This is a genomic window from Streptomyces sp. B93, assembly GCF_018070565.1.
GTDB lineage: Bacteria > Actinomycetota > Actinomycetes > Streptomycetales > Streptomycetaceae > Streptomyces.
The window spans coordinates 25,150-45,854 of record NZ_JAGPXL010000036.1 but is presented as its reverse complement, the minus strand read 5'-3'; the positions used below and the strand labels follow the sequence as shown (position 1 = coordinate 45,854).

At 69.1% G+C, this 20,705-nt stretch carries 24 protein-coding genes; 12 read left to right on the top strand and 12 right to left on the bottom strand.

The features are described 5' to 3' along the window. Positions 1-99: 99 nt before the first annotated feature. Positions 100-678 carry a dihydrofolate reductase family protein gene (locus KBY47_RS27415; RefSeq protein ID WP_210925505.1) on the top strand — a complete coding sequence of 193 codons (579 nt, stop codon included), beginning with the start codon at positions 100-102 and terminating at the stop codon, positions 676-678. On the opposite strand, the gene KBY47_RS27410 is transcribed toward KBY47_RS27415, so the two are convergent. Genes KBY47_RS27410 through KBY47_RS27395 form a run of 4 tightly spaced genes read right to left on the bottom strand, consistent with a single transcriptional unit; the run spans position 660 to position 3,354 of the window. Beyond that, positions 660-1,370: a helix-turn-helix domain-containing protein gene (locus KBY47_RS27410; RefSeq protein ID WP_210925503.1), complete on the bottom strand. Its 711-nt coding sequence runs from the start codon at positions 1,368-1,370 to the stop codon at positions 660-662. The two genes, KBY47_RS27415 and KBY47_RS27410, sit on opposite strands and share 19 nt — an antisense overlap. A 10-nt stretch (positions 1,371-1,380) precedes the next feature. Continuing rightward, positions 1,381-2,187: an SAM-dependent methyltransferase gene (locus tag KBY47_RS27405; protein WP_210925501.1), complete on the bottom strand. Its 807-nt coding sequence runs from the start codon at positions 2,185-2,187 to the stop codon at positions 1,381-1,383. A 40-nt stretch (positions 2,188-2,227) separates the two neighbouring features. Further along, positions 2,228-2,479 (bottom strand): DUF397 domain-containing protein, encoded by a 252-nt coding sequence (locus tag KBY47_RS27400; protein WP_210925498.1) that lies wholly within the window; start codon positions 2,477-2,479, stop codon positions 2,228-2,230. Beyond that, positions 2,476-3,354 (bottom strand): helix-turn-helix transcriptional regulator, encoded by an 879-nt coding sequence (locus tag KBY47_RS27395; RefSeq protein ID WP_210925496.1) that lies wholly within the window; start codon positions 3,352-3,354, stop codon positions 2,476-2,478. Before KBY47_RS27395 ends, KBY47_RS27400 begins: the two co-directional genes overlap by 4 nt. Before the next feature lie 276 nt (positions 3,355-3,630). Between KBY47_RS27395 and KBY47_RS27390 the strand changes: the two genes are divergently transcribed. Continuing rightward, positions 3,631-4,071: an ATP-binding protein gene (locus KBY47_RS27390; RefSeq protein WP_210925494.1), complete on the top strand. Its 441-nt coding sequence runs from the start codon at positions 3,631-3,633 to the stop codon at positions 4,069-4,071. A gap of 15 nt (positions 4,072-4,086) precedes the next feature. Here the strand turns inward: KBY47_RS27390 and KBY47_RS27385 are convergent, their stop codons facing one another. The 5 genes from KBY47_RS27385 to KBY47_RS27365 form a co-directional block, all read right to left on the bottom strand. Next, entirely contained in the window at positions 4,087-5,253 is a 1,167-nt protein-coding gene (locus KBY47_RS27385; protein WP_210925492.1) for an FAD-binding oxidoreductase, read from the bottom strand. A gap of 110 nt (positions 5,254-5,363) precedes the next feature. Further along, positions 5,364-6,377, bottom strand: a complete 1,014-nt coding sequence (locus tag KBY47_RS27380; RefSeq protein ID WP_210925490.1) for a terpene synthase family protein — start codon at positions 6,375-6,377, stop codon at positions 5,364-5,366. Between the two features lie 10 nt (positions 6,378-6,387). Then, complete coding sequence (locus KBY47_RS27375; protein WP_210925488.1) at positions 6,388-7,803, bottom strand: cytochrome P450; 1,416 nt, start codon at positions 7,801-7,803, stop codon at positions 6,388-6,390. A gap of 86 nt (positions 7,804-7,889) precedes the next feature. Continuing rightward, a complete protein-coding gene (locus KBY47_RS27370) occupies positions 7,890-8,939 on the bottom strand; it encodes a DUF1611 domain-containing protein (RefSeq protein WP_210925480.1) in 1,050 nt (349 codons plus the stop codon). A 207-nt stretch (positions 8,940-9,146) separates the two neighbouring features. Then, positions 9,147-9,629 carry a thioesterase family protein gene (locus KBY47_RS27365; RefSeq protein ID WP_210925479.1) on the bottom strand — a complete coding sequence of 161 codons (483 nt, stop codon included), beginning with the start codon at positions 9,627-9,629 and terminating at the stop codon, positions 9,147-9,149. Between the two features lie 324 nt (positions 9,630-9,953). Between KBY47_RS27365 and aroQ the strand changes: the two genes are divergently transcribed. From aroQ to KBY47_RS36755, 7 genes are all read left to right on the top strand, one after another. Further along, the gene (aroQ, locus tag KBY47_RS27360; protein WP_210925478.1) at positions 9,954-10,553 is read left to right on the top strand and encodes a gamma subclass chorismate mutase AroQ; all 600 of its coding nucleotides are present in this window, start codon (positions 9,954-9,956) and stop codon (positions 10,551-10,553) included. Next, entirely contained in the window at positions 10,544-10,756 is a 213-nt protein-coding gene (locus KBY47_RS27355; RefSeq protein ID WP_210925476.1) for a hypothetical protein, read from the top strand. Before aroQ ends, KBY47_RS27355 begins: the two co-directional genes overlap by 10 nt. Before the next feature lie 20 nt (positions 10,757-10,776). Further along, the gene (locus KBY47_RS27350; protein WP_308405307.1) at positions 10,777-11,574 is read left to right on the top strand and encodes a monodechloroaminopyrrolnitrin synthase PrnB family protein; all 798 of its coding nucleotides are present in this window, start codon (positions 10,777-10,779) and stop codon (positions 11,572-11,574) included. 15 nt (positions 11,575-11,589) lie between these two features. Next, positions 11,590-12,918 carry an aspartate aminotransferase family protein gene (locus KBY47_RS27345; protein ID WP_210925474.1) on the top strand — a complete coding sequence of 443 codons (1,329 nt, stop codon included), beginning with the start codon at positions 11,590-11,592 and terminating at the stop codon, positions 12,916-12,918. Positions 12,919-12,948: 30 nt separating this feature from the next. Continuing rightward, on the top strand, positions 12,949-13,554 hold the full coding sequence (locus KBY47_RS27340; RefSeq protein ID WP_210925472.1) for a nuclear transport factor 2 family protein: 606 nt from the start codon (positions 12,949-12,951) through the stop codon (positions 13,552-13,554). 367 nt (positions 13,555-13,921) lie between these two features. Further along, positions 13,922-14,674 carry a methyltransferase gene (locus KBY47_RS36760; protein WP_308405306.1) on the top strand — a complete coding sequence of 251 codons (753 nt, stop codon included), beginning with the start codon at positions 13,922-13,924 and terminating at the stop codon, positions 14,672-14,674. Continuing rightward, a complete protein-coding gene (locus KBY47_RS36755) occupies positions 14,602-15,081 on the top strand; it encodes a tryptophan 7-halogenase (protein WP_247695314.1) in 480 nt (159 codons plus the stop codon). The genes KBY47_RS36760 and KBY47_RS36755 overlap by 73 nt, the downstream gene beginning before the upstream one ends. Before the next feature lie 9 nt (positions 15,082-15,090). On the opposite strand, the gene KBY47_RS27330 is transcribed toward KBY47_RS36755, so the two are convergent. Beyond that, complete coding sequence (locus tag KBY47_RS27330) at positions 15,091-15,777, bottom strand: ABC transporter ATP-binding protein (RefSeq protein ID WP_210925470.1); 687 nt, start codon at positions 15,775-15,777, stop codon at positions 15,091-15,093. Position 15,778: 1 nt separating this feature from the next. Beyond that, on the bottom strand, positions 15,779-17,212 hold the full coding sequence (locus KBY47_RS27325) for an ABC transporter permease (RefSeq protein WP_210925468.1): 1,434 nt from the start codon (positions 17,210-17,212) through the stop codon (positions 15,779-15,781). A gap of 193 nt (positions 17,213-17,405) precedes the next feature. Between KBY47_RS27325 and KBY47_RS27320 the strand changes: the two genes are divergently transcribed. Both KBY47_RS27320 and KBY47_RS27315 read left to right on the top strand, forming a co-directional pair. Continuing rightward, entirely contained in the window at positions 17,406-18,068 is a 663-nt protein-coding gene (locus KBY47_RS27320; RefSeq protein WP_210925466.1) for a response regulator transcription factor, read from the top strand. After that, the gene (locus KBY47_RS27315) at positions 18,065-19,288 is read left to right on the top strand and encodes a HAMP domain-containing sensor histidine kinase (protein WP_247695313.1); all 1,224 of its coding nucleotides are present in this window, start codon (positions 18,065-18,067) and stop codon (positions 19,286-19,288) included. The genes KBY47_RS27320 and KBY47_RS27315 overlap by 4 nt, the downstream gene beginning before the upstream one ends. 38 nt (positions 19,289-19,326) lie before the next feature. Here KBY47_RS27315 and KBY47_RS27310 read toward each other — a convergent pair whose 3' ends face one another. Further along, on the bottom strand, positions 19,327-20,163 hold the full coding sequence (locus KBY47_RS27310; protein WP_210925464.1) for an SDR family oxidoreductase: 837 nt from the start codon (positions 20,161-20,163) through the stop codon (positions 19,327-19,329). Between the two features lie 74 nt (positions 20,164-20,237). Between KBY47_RS27310 and KBY47_RS27305 the strand changes: the two genes are divergently transcribed. Further along, positions 20,238-20,681 carry a MerR family transcriptional regulator gene (locus tag KBY47_RS27305; RefSeq protein WP_210925462.1) on the top strand — a complete coding sequence of 148 codons (444 nt, stop codon included), beginning with the start codon at positions 20,238-20,240 and terminating at the stop codon, positions 20,679-20,681. The last annotated feature ends 24 nt before the right edge of the window (positions 20,682-20,705 follow it).

Below are 20,705 nucleotides of genomic sequence, written 5' to 3'. Positions count from 1 at the left end.
GCCCACGACCGATCCGCTGTCGTTTCTGTCCAAGACGGGCGCCGGGCCACGCTCTAGCGTGGACCCGGCAAGCTCGCCCGAACACGAGGAGACAGCACCATGCGTGACCTGGTCTACACCGGTTTCATGTCGCTCGACGGCGTCGTGGACTCGCCCGGCGGCGGGCCGGGAGAGGAGCACCGCAGCGGTGGCTGGGTCTTCAAGGACCTTGAGTTCGTCCCGGAAGCCTGGTCGCTGAAGGGCGAGGAGCTGGCCGACACCACGGCGCTGATGTTCGGCCGCCGCAGCTATGAGGCGTTCGCGCCCGTCTGGCCCGGCTCGACGGACCACGCCGACTACAAGGATCTGCCCAAGTACGTGGTGTCGAGCACCCTGTCCGAGGACGCCCTCGTCGACGGCTGGGGACCGACGACCATCCTGCGCTCCACCGAGGACATCGCCGAACTCAAGAAGGGTGATGGCGGCGCGATCTTCATCCACGGGAGCGCGGAGCTGGCCCGGCGGCTGGCGGAGGCGGGTCTGATCGACCAGTACAACCTGCTCGTCTTCCCCGTGCTGCTCGGCGCCGGGAAGAGCCTGTTCGACCGGGCCGACCGCGACAAGCGGATGCTGACGCTGCGGGAGTCGCAGAGCTACTCGAACGGCATCCTGAAGCTGGTCTACGACGTCAAGCGCTGACCCAGGTCGAGGGCGATCGCGCCGCCACCCCCCTCGCGCAGCTGCCCGGCGGTGCGTCCGACGTAGGAGCGCAGCGCCCGCGCCAGGTGCGGCTCGTCGAAGTAGTCCAGTTCCGCGACGACTTCGGCGGCCGGGGCACCAGCCGCCAGCAGTCCCGCCGCCGTGCGGGCCCGCTCGATCTGCCGGACGGCACCCCGCGTCAGCCCGGTCGCGGCACGGAACCGGCGTTCGACCGTGCGCCCCGAGACGGCCGGGCTGTGCCCGCGCAGTACCTCGGCGACGAGCGGGTCACGGACCACGACCCCGGCCCGGACGAGCCGCTCGACCAGGGCCTCGGCGTCGTCGGGGCCGGGCGTCTCCCAGCGCGCGCCGTCCAGCCGGAACGTACGGCGCGTGGTGTCGGGAAGCTCCACGCCTCCGTCGACCAGCGCCGATGTGGGTACGGCCCGCAGCGAGGTGCCCACGGCGAACTCGATGCCGGTGAAGGTCGCGCCCTCCGGCACCGGCGCCGTGCTGCTCCGGGTCTCGGGGCCGGTGACGGCCGTGTACGCCCTGCCGTCCTGCTCCCAGAACACCAGGCCCCAGCGCACCCCCGCGACGGCCGTCATCTCCGTGACCCGCTCGCTCGTGCAGGTCCACACCTCGTCGACCCACGGCGAATCGGACCGGCGGGTCTCGATCGGCAGTTCCACGGGCGCTCTCCTACGGTTTGATGCCCACCGCGGCCCAGGTGCTGACCTCGGCGTCCGAGGCGGTGGGCTCGGTGTCCGGGCGCCAGCGGTGACCGATGACGATACCGGGGTCGATCAGGTCGAGCCCGTCGAAGAAGCGGGCGACCTCCGCCTTCGAGCGGACCTGACCGGGCGTACCGGCGTTCTGGTAGATGTCGGTGACCTTCCGCCAGGTCTCCGGGTCGAAGTCGGGGGTGCAGTGGCTCAGGGCCAGGGCGCTGCCCGGGGGGAGCGCGGCCAGCAGCCGGTTCACGATGCCGTACGGGTCCTGGGCGTCCGGGACGAAGTGCAGCACGGCGTTGAGCGACAGGGCGACGGGCTGGTCCAGGTCGAGGACCTCGGCCAGCTCGGGGGCGTTCAGCAGCGCCTCCGGGTCGTTGATGTCCGCCTCGATGTACGTGGTGCGGCCCTGGGGGGTGCTGCGCATCAGCCGCTCGGCGTACTTCAGGACGAGGGGGTCGTTGTCGGCGTAGACCACGCGGGCCTCGGGGGCCACGGCCTGGGCCACCTGGTGCAGGTTGGGTTCGGTGGGGATGCCGGCGCCGATGTCCAGCCACTGGCGGATGCCGTGGTCGCGGGCGAGGACGCGGGTGGCGCGGTGCATGAAGGCCCGGGTCTCCCGGGCGCAGACGAACACGCCGGGGAAGACGGCGGCGACGCTCTCGGCCGCTTTCTGGTCCACTTCGAAGTGGTCCTTGCCGCCGAGGTAGTAGTCGTACATCCGGGCGGAGTGGGGCCTGCTCGTGTCGATGTCCCGCGGAGCGCGCATGGTGGTCATCCCGTGCCTTTCGGTGAGGTGCGTGGGGGGTTTCGAGGATTCAGCCGAGCGTCAGGTGGTCGGCTTCACCGCGTTTGACGCCCGCGACGAACGCGGCGATCTCCGCGGAGGTGTAGATCAGGGCCGGGCCGGTGGGGTCGGTCGACTGCCGCACCGCCACGCGGCCGTTGGCCAGTTGCTTGGTCTGTACGCACTGGCCGCCGTTGGGGCCGCTCCACGGAGACTCCCAGCCCTGCTCGCCCAGGTCCGAGGCGGGCATACCGTTGTAGACGTGACCGTCGGTCGTGGTCATGAGTACTCCTTACGCATGCGGTTCAGAAGCGCTCTGCTGTCCGCGTCCGAGGTCAGCAGAGACATGCGGTTGTGCGCCTCAAGGTGGTCCACTACGTCGGAGCGCTGGTCCAGGTACATGGCGGCGGACAGGATCTCGCTGTAGACGACGTCGGGCAGCTCCGGCTCCGCGAAGCGGAAGTAGGTGAACGGAGCGCACGCACCGACGTGGGCGCCGGCCGCGAACGGCACGACGTCGACACTGACATGGTCCAGTTCCGAGACCTCCAGCAGCCGCTCGATCTGCTCGCGCATGACCTCGGGGCCGCCCACGGCCCGGTGCAGGACGGTCTCTTCCATCACGACCCACAGGGTGGGCGCGTCGGGTCCCTCCAGCAGGCTCTGGCGACGCAGTCGCAGCTCCACGCGCCGCTGGAGGTCCTCTTCGGTGTCGTTGGGGAACCCCCCGCGCAGGACCGCTCGCGCGTACGCCGGGGTCTGGAGGAGGCCGGTGACGTAGTGGGGTTCGTAGGTGCGTAACGTCCTGGCTCCGGCCTCCAGGCTCACATAGGCGCTGAACCAGCTCGGCAGCACATCACGGTACGGGTGCCACCAGCCGGGTTCGTTGGCCCGTTCGGCCATGGCGACGAACTCGTCGATCTCCTGCCGGTCGGCGCCGTAGGTCTCGAGGAGCTTCTCCACATACAGGGGCTTGAGACTGACCTCGGCCTTCTCCATACGGCGGACGGTCAGAGGAGTCACCCGCAGGGCCCGCGCGGCGTCGTCGAACGACGCCCCCGCCCCCAGCCGGCGTTCCTGGAGCCGCCGCCCGAGAATCATGCGGAGCACGGTGGGCGCGCTGCTGCCCGCACCCGCTCCGGTACGGCCTTCGCTCACGCGAGCCTCCCTGACGGCCAGTCAACTCAGCTATTGATTACGCGACTTGACGAAGCATCCTAGCTGACACCCACAGGGTGAAATTATCAGGGAGCCGGTTGCAGCCTGTACTGCACAGCGAGCATGATGGCCAGCGCGAGCCGGTTGGCGGGCACGCCGACACCCCCTGGCGCTGACCTGTGCGAATCGGAACCCGGCTCCCCGCAGGTCTGCCTCTGACCTTCCTCCACCCCCCTCACCCCCCTCGGCGCCCGCCGCGCACGGAAGGCGAATCCCGTGTCCCCTCGCACGACTTCCTCCACACGGCAGTTAGCCGCGGTCAGCCCGGACCGGGCGTACTGGCTCGAACTGCCCGCCCACCGGTCCAGCATCGGCCTCGCCCGCCGCTCGGCGAACATCTGGCTGACCCCCCGACGGCTACCGGAGGACCTGTGCGCGGACACGGCGCTGCTCCTGTCCGAACTGGCCACCAACGCCGTACGCCACACCCTGAGCACCCGGATTCTGTGCGGCATCGGCCTGATCGCGGAACTGTCCCTCCGTATCGAGGTACACGACCGCGGCCTCCCCCACCACCGCCTGTCCGTGCGCCGGTCCGGTCTCGACGGTGAGAACGGGCGCGGGCTGTTCCTGGTGGATCAACTCGCGGACGCCTGGGGCGTCGACCGGTCGGAACTCACCGACGGCAATGTGGTGTGGGCGATCCTGAAGGGCTGAGGACGAGCGGGTCCGCTACTGCTCGCCCAGGGTGGTGGCGCGTTGGTCGACCTCGAAGTCCGGGCGCCGTAGGCCGATGAACCGGGTGGGCCGGAAGGAGGCGAGGAGGTGCTGCTCCTGGTCGGTGGTGATCTCGGTCGCGGCCAGCCGTCCCAGAACCGGCGCGAGAGTGATCCCGCTGTGCGAGACGAGGTGGTAGACGCGGGACGGGCCGGAGGCGTACCCGGCGATGGTGTGGCCGTCCGCGGGCAGCGACCGGAAGGCGATGCGCAGGTCGGTCTCCGGTGGAGGAGTCGGCTCGTTCAGCAGTGCGGAGAACCGCCGGGCGAGGGTGCGGGCCAGCTCCCCGTCCGCGGGCGGAGGTGCCGCCGGGTCGGCCTCCGCGTTCAGATCAAGGGCCTGTACGACGGTCTGTCCGTCGGCGGCGGGACGGAGGTTGAGGCCAGGGCTGTGGACCACACAGCGCAGGTCGGTCTTCGGGGACCTGACGTACCCGAGCAGGCCGACGGTCTGCGATCCGCGACTGGTGTCCGTCACCATGGGAATGTCCACGCCGGCCCGTGCGGCGAGCCCTTGGGTCCAGCGGCCCGCCGCCAGGACGACCCGGTCGCCCGTGAAGGTTGTGCCGTCGGCCGAGGCGACGGACACTCCGTCAGGCCGTTCGTCGACGGCCACGACCTCTGCGAGCACCAGCCTGGCTCCATGCCGCTCGGCGTCTGCCAGGAGGTTCCCCACGAACCGTTCCGGCAGTACGTACCCCTCACTGGGGAAGTGCGCGATGGACGTGATGGTCTCGGGGATCCGCAGGTCACCCGCGATACGCGTGGCCTCCTCGGGCGTGACCCAGTGCGCCGGGTAGCCGAGGGACCGCAGTCGTTCCACGTTGTCGCCGAGCCATTGCTCGCTCGCGGAGTCCGCCCACTGCAACGCCCCGCTGCGGAAGTACGAGGGCCGGCCGGGCAGTTGCTCGGCGAGCCGGGCGTGCTCCTCCATCCCCGCGAGATTCAGCCGGTGGTAGTCCGGATTCGGCTTCCGGCTCGAATTGGTCCAGGCGAAGGTGGTCGCGGTCGTACCGGTACCGGCTCCCCACCGATCCAGCAGGACGACCTCCTCACCGCCGACCGCGAGCTGCCTGGCGACGCTCAACCCCAGTACACCGGCACCCACGACGATGACCTTCATCGTTCGCACCTCCCCTTCCGCCGACGGCACGCCGCTCACTCCTCATGGTCGAGCACCTGCTCCGGGGAACGCGAGGCGTCGCGGTCGCCGTATACGTACTGTTCCGGCCTTCAGGGGGTCAGAAGATCGTCGGGGTAGCTCGCCGAGCGGTCAGCGGTGTGGAGGTCGTCGATCGCGTAGCGCTGGACCGAGGAATGCCATACGAGTTGTCCGCGCAGGTTGGCGGCGATGTTGGAGGCGTAGTCGAGCGCGGCGACGTGGACCGGGGGTGGCAGCGCTCGCCGGTCGAGTTCGTGGCGGAGTTCCCGCCTGGCCGCCACCACCGCTTGCAGGTGGGTGCCGGCCAGCGCCGCCACCCGGTCCACGGCTTCCTGGAGTGAGCAGCCCGATGTGTCCCGGACGATCGTGACCGCGTTGTACGGATAGCCGACGAGGGTCTCGCGGCGGACCGAGAAGACGTCGTTCACCAGGGCGATGTGCAGGGCTCCGGCCCGGCGCAGCTTGCTCATCGCGCCGCACGTGCGCACGGAGTCGGGCAGCGGCGCGGGAAGGCGCAGTTCGTCCAGGTCCCAGAGCCAGGGCATCCCGACCGAGTGCATACGCCAGCCGAGGTAGGTGTCGAGGTGGGGAACGGCCCCCAGGGAGCTGAGGCGGGCCTCGGTCGCGTAGGAGCGCAGGAACGCCTGGAAGTCCCGGAGGAAGGCCTCGCACCAGCCGGTGGGCCGTCCGCGGGAGGTCTGCGACCACAGGCCGGCCAGTGCCCGGGCGACCGGCGACGTCCCGGGCTCCGACAGGCCCCGCAGTACGTCGCACAGCTCGTCGACGGCCGCCACCCGGGCCGACAGCCTCTCCGTGAGATCGTCCTCGTCGAGCTGGTCGTCGATCCGGAAGGTGAGGGCGAGCCACTGGAGCCCGGTGGTGAGCGTGGCGAGGTCGGCGCGGGGCCACACGTACGCCCCGGACAGGTCGGCCCTGGTCCGCAGCATCCGGGCGCATGCCCTGCCGGTGGGCGCAAGGCCGTGGGCGTCGATCCACCTCCACATCGACCGGGACGCCCGCTCCAGATGCGGATTGCACTCCACCGGGAAGGGGACCTCGAAGCGGGGCATGCGGAAGTCGGTCACGGTGACTCCGCTAGCCCGCTTCGGCCAGGGGCCGGGCCCGGCGGTCGTACGCCATGGTGAGCCCGTCCGGCGTCACCGTCATCACCGCCCGCGGTCGCGGGACACGGGAAGTGAGCCGGAAAGCGGACCAGGTCTGGAGAACCGTCGCCAGGATAATCGCCAGTTCAGTCCACGCGAAGGCCTCCCCGATGCACTGGCGGCGCCCGGCGCCGAAGGCCAGGAACGAGCCGCGGGCCTCCTTGGCGCGCTCAGGGGTCCAGCGGTCCGGGTCGAAGCGTTCCGGGGCGGGGAAGACGAGGGGGTCGTGCTGGTAGAGGTAAGGGCTCCAGACGACGTCGGAGCCCGCCGGAATCCGGTGTCCTTCGAGGTCGACGGTGCGGGCGGCCTTGCGGGTGGTCAGCCATACGGGCCCGTACTTGCGGATGGCTTCCTGGAGAACCTGGCGGACGTACGGCAGACGGTCCAGGTCCTCGTGCCGTACCGGCCTCGCCCCGCACACGGCGTCCAGTTCCGCGCGCAGACGTGCCGTGATCCCGTCGTGCTGGGACAGCTCGTACAGCGTCCAGGCCAGCGTCGTCCCGGTGGTCTCGACCGCGCCGACGAGCAGGGTGATGACCTCGTCCTGGAGCTGCTGCCGACTGAGCGGGGTCTCGGCCGTGAGAAGGGTCTGGAGGAGGCCTTCGCCCTGTGGGATGTGGTGCGGGCAGCCGTGCGCCGCGGAGGCCGTGCGAGTGGGGTCGGCGTCGGCCGGTCCCCGGGCGCGGTCGACGGCCTCGTCGATGATGGCGCGCAGTCGCCGCAGGTTGGTCTCGTGGGCCCGGTTGGCGGGCAGCGGCAGTCGGGTGAGCCGGTCAGGGAGGATCGTCTGTCGCAGCGTCCCACGCATGATCACCGGCATGAGCCGGGTGAACTCGGCCGCCAGGCGGTCGGGGAGGTGCGTGCCGAAGAGGGCGGTGAGGAAGGCGGCGAGGCCGACCTCGTTCATGTCGGCGTGCACATCGCGGCCCTGGCCCTCCCGCCACGACCCGACCAGGGCACGGACGCGCTCGACCATGGGGTCCGTGCGTGCGGCTATGTGCGCCCTGTTGAACATCGGTTGCAGCCGACGCCGGTTGCGGAGATGGGCGTCGCCGTCCGCGATCGTGGCGATGCCGTCACCGAAGAAGCCGCGCAGGGCGTCGAAGACCCTGCCGCCCTTGAGGAAGTGGGCAGCGTCGGTGATCAGCACGCGCCGTGCCAGCGCGGGATCGGTCAGGACGTACGCCGGGGTGGGACCGAGCCGGATCCGGACGACGGGGCCGTGGTCACGCAGGGACCTCATGAAGGGCAGGGCGTCGCGGGCCAGCCTGTGACCGTGCCCGATCACCGGCAGGGCACCGGGGGCTGTGGGAACGGTCGTCGGAACGGAGGGAGGGGGCAGGCTCATGGGTGGGTCGCTCCTTGCTGGGCCGTCGGCGCAGGCGCATCCGCCGACGACCCAGGCGGCTTCGTGGTGTCGCGGCTTCGCGGCTTCTAGGGGGCGGCAGACAGCGAACCGGCCGCCTTGAGGGCGGCGTTCAGCAGTGTTTCCGAACCGCCGCTCGCCAGGGGGTCCGCGACCGGCAGGCCGATGTGCCTCAGCCGTTCGACGTTGTCCTCGCCTCGCGTGGCGATCGCGGCCACGGGCGCTCCGCCGAGTTCCTCGACGAGCCCGATCTCCGTCTCCAGATCGCCCACCGGCAGGTGTTCCCAGTGGTAGCGCTGCCGTCGGCCGGGGTCGTGCACGAACACCACGGCATCCGCCTGGGACCCTTGCAGGATCGCCGAGGCGAGGCCCCCGAAGGCCGGGTGCAGCACCGATGCCTGGTTCTTGATGAACAGCAGGTCCCGCTCCGACTCGACCTCCTCGATCAGCCGCTCCACCAGTCCGGCGGCCTGGAAGACGGGCGTCCTGTCGACGATGGCGCCGTTGTCGCAGCCGACCAGCATGCAGGTCTGGCCGGTACCGATGTAGCCCGAGTCGATGCCGAACCGGTCGGCGGCGGCCCGCATCTGCAACGCGGCGGTGCGCTTGCCGATCACACAGTCGCTGCCCATGACGTGGACCACCTTGGCCCGGCTGCGCCGACGGCGTCCCGAGTACTTCGGTGGGTTCTCGTAAGGGCGCCGTATGTCGACGATGTGCTGTCCGACGCCCAGCCGCTCCGCCAGGTCGCTTCGGGCGAGCTGCTGGTGCAGACAGGAGACGATGTGCAGGCCGTGCCGGACGGCTGAGTGGATCTGATCGCGCCAGAATTCGGGTAGCTCATCGGGCTGCTTGGGGGTGTGCCGGAAGACGCCGTCCTTCCACTCCCCGTAGTCGGATTCGGTGAGCGCCACGACGAAAACGTCCGGCCGGAGGTCGAGGACGCTCTCCACCGAGTCGACCACCGGGATGTCGGTTTCCGGCAGGACGCTCTTCGTGCTCCCCGGCGCGAGAGTGCGGTCGACGACGGCGACGGGGTGGAAGACCGTGCTGTGCCGGATGATGCCGTGTGCCGTTTTCCCCTCTGGCTGGTTGAAAACTCCGTCGGCGAACAGCACTGCCCGAAGCGGTAAGTCCGGGAACAAGTTCGTGTACATGGCACTCCGAGAAGTCTCAGGGGAACAGGCCCGCGGTCATGGGGCTCTCAAATCCCTCAGGAGCCCAATCCTGGTGAGCGGCACCCATGTGCGTCTAATGCATCATCGGCATACATGACATGTGGGACACGCGCCTGGCCCTGATGAGGACCACGTGGCTGCCGACGCTCAACCACCGGCCTTCATGGCCTCCAGCGCCGCCAGAAGGTCGTCCGACATCAGCGGGCGGCTGAATTCCAACAGGTCCGGAGTCAGCGGAGCCGGCCGCAATGTGACGGCATCGAGGTTCACCATCGCCCGCGTACCGCGGGCGTGGACGGTCGCACGGTCGGCGGACCAGATGACGAACTTGTACGTGAAACTCGAACGCCCCACGTGCTCGAGCCAGAACTGCACGTGGATCTCCCCGAGCCTGGTGATGGGAACGTCATAGGTCACTTCCATTGACCGGACGACCTGCAGCATCTCGGCGGGCGATCCCGAGGCGCGGCCGAAGGAGAACCCCTTCCGGATCAGGTAGCCGTTGAAAGCCCGCTCGAAGAGGAACGGGTACTTGTTGTGATGGACCATCCCGTACGCGTCGAGGTCCTCGAAGTGCACGGCAACCACTTCGTAAACACCAACGGGAGCGTCGCTGTCGGCCGAAGTCATCCCGGATCCCTTTCTGACGAACTGTTCGGTCGGTCCTGGGGCTCCGCACCCTCCTGGGAACTCCACCTGAGGCCACGTCAGGCACGAAGTCGCCCCGCATTCCAGCGCGAACATGACGCTTGGTCCAATGCGCACGAGGCAATCAGCACATGCGAACGACGCATGATCGGCACCGACCCTCATGACATGCCTGGTCAACAGGCCGGCGCCGTCCTCACGAACGACAACCGCGCCGGTCAGGTGAAGTGTGTCACTGGCACGGCGGCTGACACAGCTGAATGATCAGTGACATCGGATGCGGTGCGAAAGGAAGTCCGAGCCCCCATGAATGTCTCTACCTCCAAGTCCCTGCGCGCCGGGCTCTCGGCCTTGACGCTGACCGGGCTGTTGTCGGTCGGCGCGACGTCAGCGGCGGCGGCCCCGTCCCATGTGCCGTCGAGGGGAGGTCTGACCTCGTTGGTCGATCTCGCTGCCGAGCGGATCCTGCTCGCCGACAAGGTCGCCGCCGCCAAGTTCGGTACCACCACGCCCATCGAGGACCCCGTACGCGAGCGACAGGTGCTGGACCAGGCCGCGGCACTCGCCGCCGAGGCCGGGATCGACCCGGAAGAGACCGTGGAGTTCTTCCGGGCGCAGATCGAGATGAGCAAGTTCGTACAGCAGGGCCTGCACCACCTCTGGGCCGAGCACCCGGAGTTGGCGCCGACCGAGCGTCCCGACCTGGCCACCGAGGTGCGCCCCGCGCTGGATCGGATCACCGTCGAGTTCATCGATGAGCTGGCCGGCACGGAGGACCTGCGCAGCCCCACCCCGCGTTGCAAGGCCTCGCTGTTCTTCGCGAAGCAGGAGGCCAACCGCCGGTATGGGCTCGACCGGTTGCACGACCGGGCCTTGCGGGGAGCGGTCGAGCCGGTATGCACCTGATCCCGACGCACATCCGCTCACTGGATCCGCTGAACGCCGATCGGGCACTGCGCGCGTTGCCCTCGATGAACGCCCGAGGCGATGTCCGGGCGATCGTGCGGACCCTGTCTGGTCTGGTTCCGTCCGTCGGGCGTCTGACGGACACGCCGGTTGACGAGGCGTCAGCCATGATGCGGATCTCGGGCTGTTCCTGGGATCACTGAAGCGCCATGGCGTCGAACCCGTGGAAGCGTCGCCCGGGCTGGAACCGGCTCTGCTGGCGTTGGGCCGCCGCACTGACATGATCCCGCGCGACACGGTGTTCCACTACACGGAGTGGAATCCCGATGGCGTACGACGCCGCGCCTACACCGGCGAGAGTCAGGAGATCTTCCTGCGTGACGCGACACGGATGACGTTGTCACACCTCGCGGACGCGGTACTCCTGTGCGAGCAGTTGTCCGACGCGGAACTCGACGGTGTGGAGACGCCGAGACTGCTGAACGCGCTCGCCGCGGCGCTCGATGCGTTCGACGTGTCGATGAGGATGGTCGCTGACGAGGTGTCCCCCGGGTTCTTCGCCGAGGTGCTGCGTCCCTACTTCCAGGAGATCCAGGTCGGCGGAGAGAAGTACCTCGGTCCGGCCGCCTCGCACGTCCCGCTGTTCCTGATCGACCTCGCGCTGTGGGCGTCCGACCACAGCGCGGACCACTACACCGGCTTCCGTCAGGATTCCGCGCGCTACGCGCTTCCGCGATGGCGGGCGTTGGCCCGCGCATGGGAAGAGGCTCCCTCCTTCACGACCAGACTCGACGCGGCGCTCACCGCCGGCCGACCCGGCGTGGCCGATCGGTTCCAGGCGACGGTTGAGGCGTTCGGAGTGGTGATGCGCACGCTCATTCGCTTCCGCGGCAAGCACCTGACCTTCGCCCGGAAGACCTACACAGCTGACACCTGCGCATACGAGGCGGGCAGCGGCGGCGGCACCGTCGACTTCCTCCAGCAGATCCTGGGCCTGACGCGGCGCGTCATACCTCAATGAGGCAAGGGGCATCTCATGGGGAACACCACCGAACAAGCCAACGAGCACGCCGCGCTCTACGAAGCGGCGCAGCGGTTCATTCCCGGCGGGGTGAACACCTTCGGGCGGTCGATCGGCAGACCGTACGCCTTCACCGAGGCCACCGGCGCCTACGTGGTCGATGCGGATGGACAACGTTATCTTGACTACCACGCTGGATTCGGCGCGGTCCTGCTCGGCCACAACCACCCGGCCGTGGACGAGGCGGTCGTCCGGGCGATCAGTGGTGTGGACCAAGTCGGGCTCGGTGTGACCGAACTCGAAGTGGAGATGGCCCGCCTCGTCGTCGAGGCCATCCCGTCCGCCGAGCAGGCCGTGACCGTGATGAGCGGCAGCGAGGCCGTTTCCCATGCGATCCGGCTGGCCCGCGCGGTCACCGGCCGACCGCTGCTGGTGAAGTTCCAGGGCACCTTCCACGGTTGGTACGACGCCGTGGCCCGCAACCTGGTGTCGCCGCCCGGTCGCGCCTACGGCCGTGATCCGCTCTCGGCGGGCATCCTCGACCCGGCTCTCGACGCCACTGTCATCGCGGACTTCAACGACCTCGACTCGGTGCGTACGCTCTTCGCCGCCCACCAGGACCGGATAGCGGCGGTGATCGTCGAACCCGTCGCACACAACGTGGGCGCGCTCGTCCCGGCCCCCGGATTTCTCCAGGGGCTGCGCGAGTTGACCAAGGAGCACGGCTCTCTGCTGATCTTCGATGAGGTGATCACCGGATTCCGCCACGCACTCGGCGGCTACCAGGAGATCTGTCAGGTCATGCCCGATCTCACCGTCTTCGGCAAGGCCATGGGGAACGGCTACCCGGCAGCGGGGGTGGCGGGCGGACGAGAACTCATGCAGCGGTTCCTCACCGCTGGCGGCGACGTGATGCTGGCCGGAACGTTCAACGGCAACCGCGTCACGGCTGCCGCGACCGTGGCCACCATCGGCTATCTGCGCGACCACCCCGACTTCTACCGGCGCACCCACCAGCTCGGGCAACGCATGCGCGACGGACTGACCGCCATCGTCGACGAGTTGGGTATCGCAGCCACCGCCACCGGTTTCGGCGGCGTCTTCTCCCTCTACTTCGCCCCGCCGCCCGTCACCGGCTACCGGTCCCTGGAGCGCAACGACAACGCCGCCAACGCGGCGTTCCACCTCCGCATGACCGACGCCGGATTCCTGATGCTGCCCGCACCTTTGAGACGGAACCATATTTCTGGGGCGCACACCAGGGAGGACATCGACCGGACGCTCGACCGTGCACGAGACGTTCTCCGGGGAATGCGTGACGAGAAGTCCGTGCCGATGCTCTGATACAGCCCACTACCGGAAAGGAAACACCCGATGGCCATCGCGCAGATATCGACGGGCGTCACGCTCGACGAGTACCGCCGGGAGCAGGCCGTCCTCGCCGAAACCGGGGAGAAGTTCCCCGGTCGGCTTCTCCAGGTCTGCTACGGGGACGAGAACGACCTGCGCATCCTCACCGTGTACGAATCCCAAGAAGCGCGCGACGCGTTCTTCCAGTCTGTTCTGACGCCCGTACTTCAGAGACTGGGTATTGCCGACGACATCGCGGAACGCCCCCACTACCGCAATGACATCGCGCACGTGCACAAGGTCACGGTGGACATGCCGGAAGCGGCTCGGCGTTTCTTCGATTCCCTCGACAACGGTGACGACGACGGCCTGCTCGCCCTCTTCTCAGGCGGCGATGTGCGCTTCATCGACGCCGGCCGCGAGTTCGTGGGCATCGCCGCCATTCGCGACTTCAATGACCGCGAGATGATCGGTGTCAACGGTCATTTCACGGCAGGCCGGGTCGAGCGCTCCACGAACACGTTCACCGTGTTCGGCCAGTACCGCAGCGACCGCTACACCGGTCCGGCCAGGTTCAGCTTCGTCCTCGACGGAGAAAAGCTGATCGAAGTGAACATCACCGCTGAATAGAGAGAGGTGCACACGTTCGCACAGCTGTTGTAGAGGTGACGACCGGCGTCAGTCTGACGCAGTACCTGCGAGTTCAGGAACGCCTTCGGGAAACCGAGGCGAGAATCACCGGACGCGTGTTGCAGGTGTGCTACGAGAGCGGATCACGTCTCGAGGTAGTCACCGTTTACGAGACACGAGACGCTTACGACAGGTTCACCAGATCCGTGCTCGCACCCATCTTGGAAGAGCTGCGCTACACGGATGTCGACTACCAGAGCACGCTCATGGAGGTCCACAACGTGACGGTCTTCGATCCCCCGGCTGTCCCATGACACGTCACGGTGCGGACATCGAGGCACTGAGCGACCTGTGTACCCCGTGGTGTGTGCGCGTGGTGGCGACACTTCGCATCGCGGACCATGTCGCGGCAGGTGTCACCGACGTCGACGGACTCGCCTCGGCGGCGGGCTGTGACGCCGACGCACTGAGCAGGGTGCTCAGGCATCTCGTCGGCAAGGGCTTGTTCGAGGAGACGTCTCCCGGGCGATTCGGACTCAACGAAGCGGCCGAGGGGTTGCTCGACGATACGGCACACCGCGGTCTCACACAGCGCCTCGGTCTCGACCTCGACGGGTTCGGAGGACGCATGGCACACGCGTGGAGCACTCTCCTCACCACGGTACGCACGGGGAAACCCGCCTACCAGGACCTCTTCGGACTGCCGCTCTGGGAGGACCTCGACGCTCACCCGGACATCGCGGCCGAATTCGACGAACTCATGGCGAACGAGTACGTGTCCGATCCCGAGGTCCTGGTCCACTCGGACTGGGAGTCAGTGGAGACCGTGGTGGACGTCGGCGGTGGCACCGGAACGCTGCTCGCGGAGATCCTTCGCGCGAGGCCGCACGTTCACGGCGTCCTGGTCGATCTGCCGAGAACGGTCGCCCGCTCGCCCGAGGTCTTCCGGGTCGCCGGTGTGAGCGAGCGGACGAGGGCGGTCGGCCAGAGCTTCTTCGATCCGCTGCCGTCCGGGGCCGACCTCTCATCACCGCGGCGATCCACCAGTTGGCCAAGCACTTCCCGGACCGGAGCTTCAACCAGGGCCTCATCGACGGCTTCAACCGCGAGATCGAGGTGATGTTCGACGACAGCCGCGACTTCGTCCAGGCCCACTTCTTCCACGCGCCGCGCGACGACACACCGTTCTGGCGAGCCAACAAGGAGCTGACGCTGGCGGACGACATCCGGCAGAAGACAGCCGCGTACAAGGCGGGACTGCCCGTCAACCCGCCGATCACCGACGAGTCGACGTACTACGGCAGCATCGAGGCCGAGTTCCGCAACTTCTGGACCAACGGCAGCTACTACTGCATCTTCGCCGGTCTGGGCCTGGAACCGGACGCGCCGTTGCCCGCGCTCGCGCACAAGCCCGAGTCAGTGGCCGCCGCCGAGCCGCTCTTCGAGTCGGTCAAGCGCCAGCAGCGGGACCTGCTGGAGAGCCTGCCCAGTCTGTACGACTACCTGAAGCAGTTGCACAGCGCATAGGGGCGATGCTCAGCTCGTCTCCAGCTTGCCGCGCCGCAGGCGCAGTACCTCGTCGGCGGCGTCGGCCACCTGCTTGGAGTGGGTTACCACGATCACGCACTTGCCGTCGTCGTGGGCGAGCCCGCGGAACACGTCGATGATGCCGGACGCCGTGGCGTCGTCGAGGGCGCCGGTGGGCTCGTCCGCGAAGAGGACGTCGACCTCGCAGGCCAGCGCGCGGGCGATGGCGACGCGCTGCTGCTGGCCACCGGAGAGCTTGAGGGTACGCCGGTTCTGGTCCGCGGCCTCCACGCCCAGCAGATCGAGGAGTTCGGCCGCGCGGCGCCTGCGGTGGGGTCCCTTGATGCCGGTGATCTCCATGGCCGAGGTGACGTTCTGGACGGCGGTCATGTAGGTGAGGAGGTTCAGGGACTGGAAGACGGTCGCCGCATGGCGGTTGCGGTACCTGCCACGGCCCAGCTCCGCGATGTCACGGCCGCGGAAGCGCACGGTGCCTGCGGTGGGCGCGTCCAGGCCGCTGGCCAGGGAGAGCAGGGTCGTCTTGCCGGAGCCGGACGGGCCCACGACGGCGTACATCCGGCCCGCTTCGAAGCGCTGGGAGACGTCCTTGAGGACCACGCGGCGCCGGGTGCCGCTCTGGTAGGTGCGAGTGAGGCCGGTGAGTTCGAGGAGGGGCTCGGCGGGGGTTCCGGACATGTCAGTCGCCCTTCGTGAGGAGGTCGCGGGGGTTGAGGCGCAGGACGCGGGCGCCGGGGAGGAGGGTGGCCAGGGTCGCGATGCCGAGGCCGGTCGCGCCGACCTTGCAGATGTCGGCGGGGCCGAGCCGGATGGCCAGGGTGTCGATCGGGTCGACGTCCTCCTCGGGTTTCATTCCGCCGAGGGGATCGGAGGGGTCCCGCTCCGGTCCCCGAGCGGCCGCCTCGTCCTTGGCCGAGGAGACCTCACCGGCCAGCAGCCGGTCACCGATGACCTGGGACAGCAGTTGGCTACAGGCGCCCGCGAGACCGGTCGCGATGACCGCGCAGAGCATGACCTCGGCAAGGTGCTGGCCGAGCAGCTTCGGCTTCTTCTCGCCGAGCGCGAGCAGGATGCCCAGCTCCTTGCGGCGTTCACGCAGTGACGACGCCACGATCAGGGCGAGGATGACGGTGCCCGCGACGGCGACCAGCCATACGGTGACGGTGGCGAAGTCGGCGGTCCTGGTGATCGGCCCGACCAGGGCCTGGTACTGCTTGTCGTTGACCGACAGCGGGAAGATCTCCAGGTCCGCACCGGCCGCCCGCGCGTCCTGCCGGAGCCGACCCAGGCCGGCGGGGTCCTCCAGGGTGAACGTGGCCTGGTTGACCACGCCCCTGCCCGCCCCGCCGGTCCTGCCGAGGAGGAGGCTCGCGCCGTCCGGCGTGAGGTAGAGGTGGTTGGCCGGGTCCGTCATGGCAGGGACGTACGAGCCGGTGTCGGCGATGCCGCTCCGGTAGATGCCGACGACCTCGAAGACGTACTCCTTCTCGTTCGGCTTCTGGCCGGGCGGCGGGATCTCGCCGACCCTCAGCTCGACCGTGTCACCGACCTCCAGGCCGTTCTCCTCGGCGAGACGCTCCTCGACGACGATCTCGTCGCTCCTGCTGTCCGGGGTGATGCCGCGGCCCGAGACCAGCTGGGAGTCACCGGCCCTGAACTCGCTCACCTCGTTCAGATCGCGCACGCCGTCGGCCTTGAACAGATCGACGACCGCGGTGCTCCCCGCGGGCGGGCTGACCGGCTGATACAGCTTGGTGGACGTGGTGGGGAACGCGGTGGCGTCGGTCGTGTAGTTGCACCGGGCCACCACGGGCGAGGCGCAGATCCTGTCCACGAGGGAGCGGTGCAGATCGGCCGCCTCACCGAGCATGCTGGGACCGGCGCCGTTCGACTGCCGCGCCTTGCCCGAGTTGATCAGCGCGTTCACGTCGAGCCGCATGGTCGCCACCGCGCCCACGCGCTGTTTGGCGTCATCGGCGGCGCGCGCCGCGGCGGAACGGATCAGGAAACCGGAGAGCACGAGGGCGCAGATGACGAAGAAGAGGCCGATCAGCATCAGCGTCTTCCCGAGGTGACCGGTCAGCCGCCACCACGCCCGCTTGAAGAGGTTCATGACGCCGACGCTAGGCAGCGGGTGTTGTGAAGGGTGTTCGGCGGCGGTGGCCCGTGCCCGCTTCCTCATACACGGTTCACATCCCGCACCTGATAAATGTGACCGGGAACAGGGAGACTTTCCTGGAAAATTCGGCGCCGGGTCCGCTTGTTTCGTCACCGGATTCTCAGACATCGCGAGGGGTGCGACGGCCATGCGGGTTCTGGTGGTGGAGGACGAGCGGTTCATGGCACGCGTCCTCGACATCGGGCTGCGCCGGGAGGCGTTCGCGGTCGATGTGGTGCACGACGGTGACTCCGCGCTGGAGAAGGTCACCGTGTACGACTACGACACGGTGATCCTCGACCGCGATCTGCCCGGGGTGCACGGCGACGAGGTGTGCCGCCGGATCGTGGCCATGGGGCTGGACTGCCGCATCCTGATGCTCACCGCCGCGGGCCGCCTCGGCGACAAGGTCGAGGGCCTCGGTCTCGGCGCCGACGACTACCTGGCGAAACCCTTCGACTTCCCCGAACTGATCGCCCGTCTGCGGGCGTTGTACCGCCGCAGCCCGATGGCGCACCCGCCCGTGCTCACCTTCGCGGACCTGCGCTTCGACACCCACCGCCGCACCGTCACCCGCGCCGGCACCGAGATCCGCCTCACCCCCAAGGAGCTGGCGGTCCTGGAGCTGCTGATGCGCGCGGACGGCGGTGTGCTCAGCGCCGAGTACCTCCTGGACAAGGCGTGGGACGCGCACGCCGACCCGCTCACCAACGCGGTACGCCTGGTCATGCACACCCTGCGCAAGAAGCTGGGCCACCCCCAGCTCGTGCACACCGCGATCAGCGCGGGCTACTACCTGGGTGACGGTTGATCCGCCGTGGGCGGCCGGGCACCAGGCCCCGTGCCCTGAGCATCCACGCGCGTCTCTTCCTCGGCTTCGGCGGGGCACTCGCCCTGTGCTCGGCCCTGATGGTCACGATCATCTACGTCGGCATCCGCTACCTGCCGACCTACGACTTCGCCGCCCCCTACGCCCTCCCCAGCGCGTCACCCGGCAGTTCCCCGTCGCAGGGGCCGCCCACGGACGGAAGGGTGCGGGAGACCCGGACGGTCGACGTCTCGGGTCTGGTCCGCGACAAGGAGGACGTGTGGCACACGGTGCTCGCCGTGTCCATCGGTGGCGTCGTCCTGGTGATGGCCCTCGGCCTCGGCGTGGGCTGGCAGCTGTCGCGCAGGCTGCTCGCCCCGCTCGCCGCGATCAACGAGGCGGCGGCGAAGGCGGGCGAGGGCGACCTGGCGTACCGCATCGGCGCCCAGGGCCCGCGGGACGAGTTGAAGCAACTCGCCGACACCTTCGACACGACCCTGGACCGCCTCCAGGAGTCCTTTGAGGCTCACCGGCGTTTCGCCGCCAACGCCTCCCACGAACTGCTCACCCCGCTCGCCACCAACCGGGCCATCCTCCAGGTCGCGGCGGCCGATCCCGGCGGCGGGGGACTCGCCGAGCTGGTGCCGATGCTGGTGGAGACCAACGAGCGCAACATCACCATCGTCAAGGAACTCCTCCAGCTGGCCGCCGCGGGCCAGGTGCGCTACGACGCCGCACCCGTCGACCTCGCCGCCCTGACCGCGGAGACGATCGAGGAGCTGCGTACCCGGTCACCCGGAATCGAGATCACCGAGGACCTGCCGGGCTGCCCGGGGGCGGGATGTGAGACGGCGGGCAACGAGGCCCTGCTGCGCCGGGTCGTCGTGAACCTGCTGGACAACGCGTGCGCCCACAACGTCCCCGAGGGCTGGGTGCATGTGGCGCTGCGTGCCCGGCCCGCCGATCCCGCCGCCCGCGGGCCCGGCGGGGCGCTGGTGCTGGAGGTGGACAACGCCGGTCCCGGAGTGGACCCGGACACGGTCGACCGCCTGTTCGAGCCCTTCTACCGTGCCGTGCCCCGCGTCGACAGCGACCGGGGCCACGGCCTGGGGCTCGCGATCGTCCGCTCGGTGGTACGCGCCCACCGCGGCACCGTCACCGCCGAGGCCAACGCGTCCGGCGGCCTGCGGGTCCGGGTGACACTGCCGGCCGCCGGGCCCTGATCGCGGAGGGCGTCCCCCGCGCCGAGGCGGTGCCCCGGTCACTCCGAGTCGCGGTTCACCACCGAGAACGCGGTGTCGCGGTGTGCGTCGTGTTCGGCGAGCCGCGCGACGAGGGAGGCCCGTACGTCGTCGTAGGTGTCGGAGCCGAGGGGCACGCGCAGCGGTGTGGCACCGGAGTCGACGACATCGATGATGGCCCGCGCGATCCTGTGCGGGTCGTTCGGCAGCGGGAAGGCGCCCGACGCGATGGCGCGCCGTACCTCGCCGGCCGGGGTGTTCTCGTACTCCGGCATCACGGGCGCGGTGTCGAGGGCGCTGGCGAAGCCGGTCGGTGTCGCGCCGGGTTCGACAATGGTCAGGCCGATGCCGAACGGGGCGATCTCGCGCGCCACCGTCTCGCAGAAGCCCTCGATGCCCCACTTCGAAGCGTGGTAGTAGCTGAAGTTCGGGTACGTGGTCTGGCCGCCCGCGGTCGACACCTGCACGATGTGTCCGCGCCCCTGGGCGCGCAGCTGCGGCAGGACCGCGCGGATGACGTGGATCGACCCGAGGAGATTGGTGTCGATCACGCGTCGGATCTGTTCGTCGGTCGCCTCCTCCACAGCGGCGAAGACGCCGTATCCGGCGTTGTTGACGACCGTATCGATCGTGCCCAGTTCCTTGAAGGCATCGGCCACGACCTGGCGCACCTGCTCCGTGTCGGTGACGTCGAGCCGCGCTGTCCAGAGACGCTCACCGTACTGAGCACGCAGGTCGTCCAGTGCCTCGGGCCGCCGCAGGGTGGCGGCGACCCGGTCGCCGCGGGCCAGCAGGGACTCGGTGAGCAGCCGCCCGAAGCCCGAGGAGGTGCCGGTGATGAACCATGTGGTCGGCATGGCGTTCCTTTCGTCGATGTCGTCCACGCTAGGAGTTCAAGTCGACTTGAGGGCAAGCTCGTATGGTGGACGACATGACGAACGCCGAGAAGTCCGCCCTGAGCATCGGTGAGGTCAGCACACTGACGGGCCTGGCCCCCCACACCCTGCGCTTCTACGAGCAGGAGGGGCTGTTGTCCGCCGTTCGGCGCAACGCGTCGGGGCAGCATGTCTTCACCGAGGAGGACGTGGCCTGGCTCAGGGTGTGTGTGAAGCTGCGCTCCTCCGGGATGCCGCTGCCGGAGATCCGCCACTACGCCCAGCTGGCTCGGGAGGGAGAGGGAACGGAACGGCAGCGCTTCGAGATCCTGCGGCGGCACGAGGCGAAGGTGCGGCAGCAGGTGGCCGACCTGCAGGAAGCCCTGGACGTCATTCACGCGAAGGTCGAGGTCTACGCCCGGCACCTCACGGCGGGCACGGCCGACCGGCTGTGGCATGACGGCCCCGACTGCGGCGGGCCCCTGGAGCACCGCCAGTGAGGGGTTCCCGCCAGCGAGCCGTCC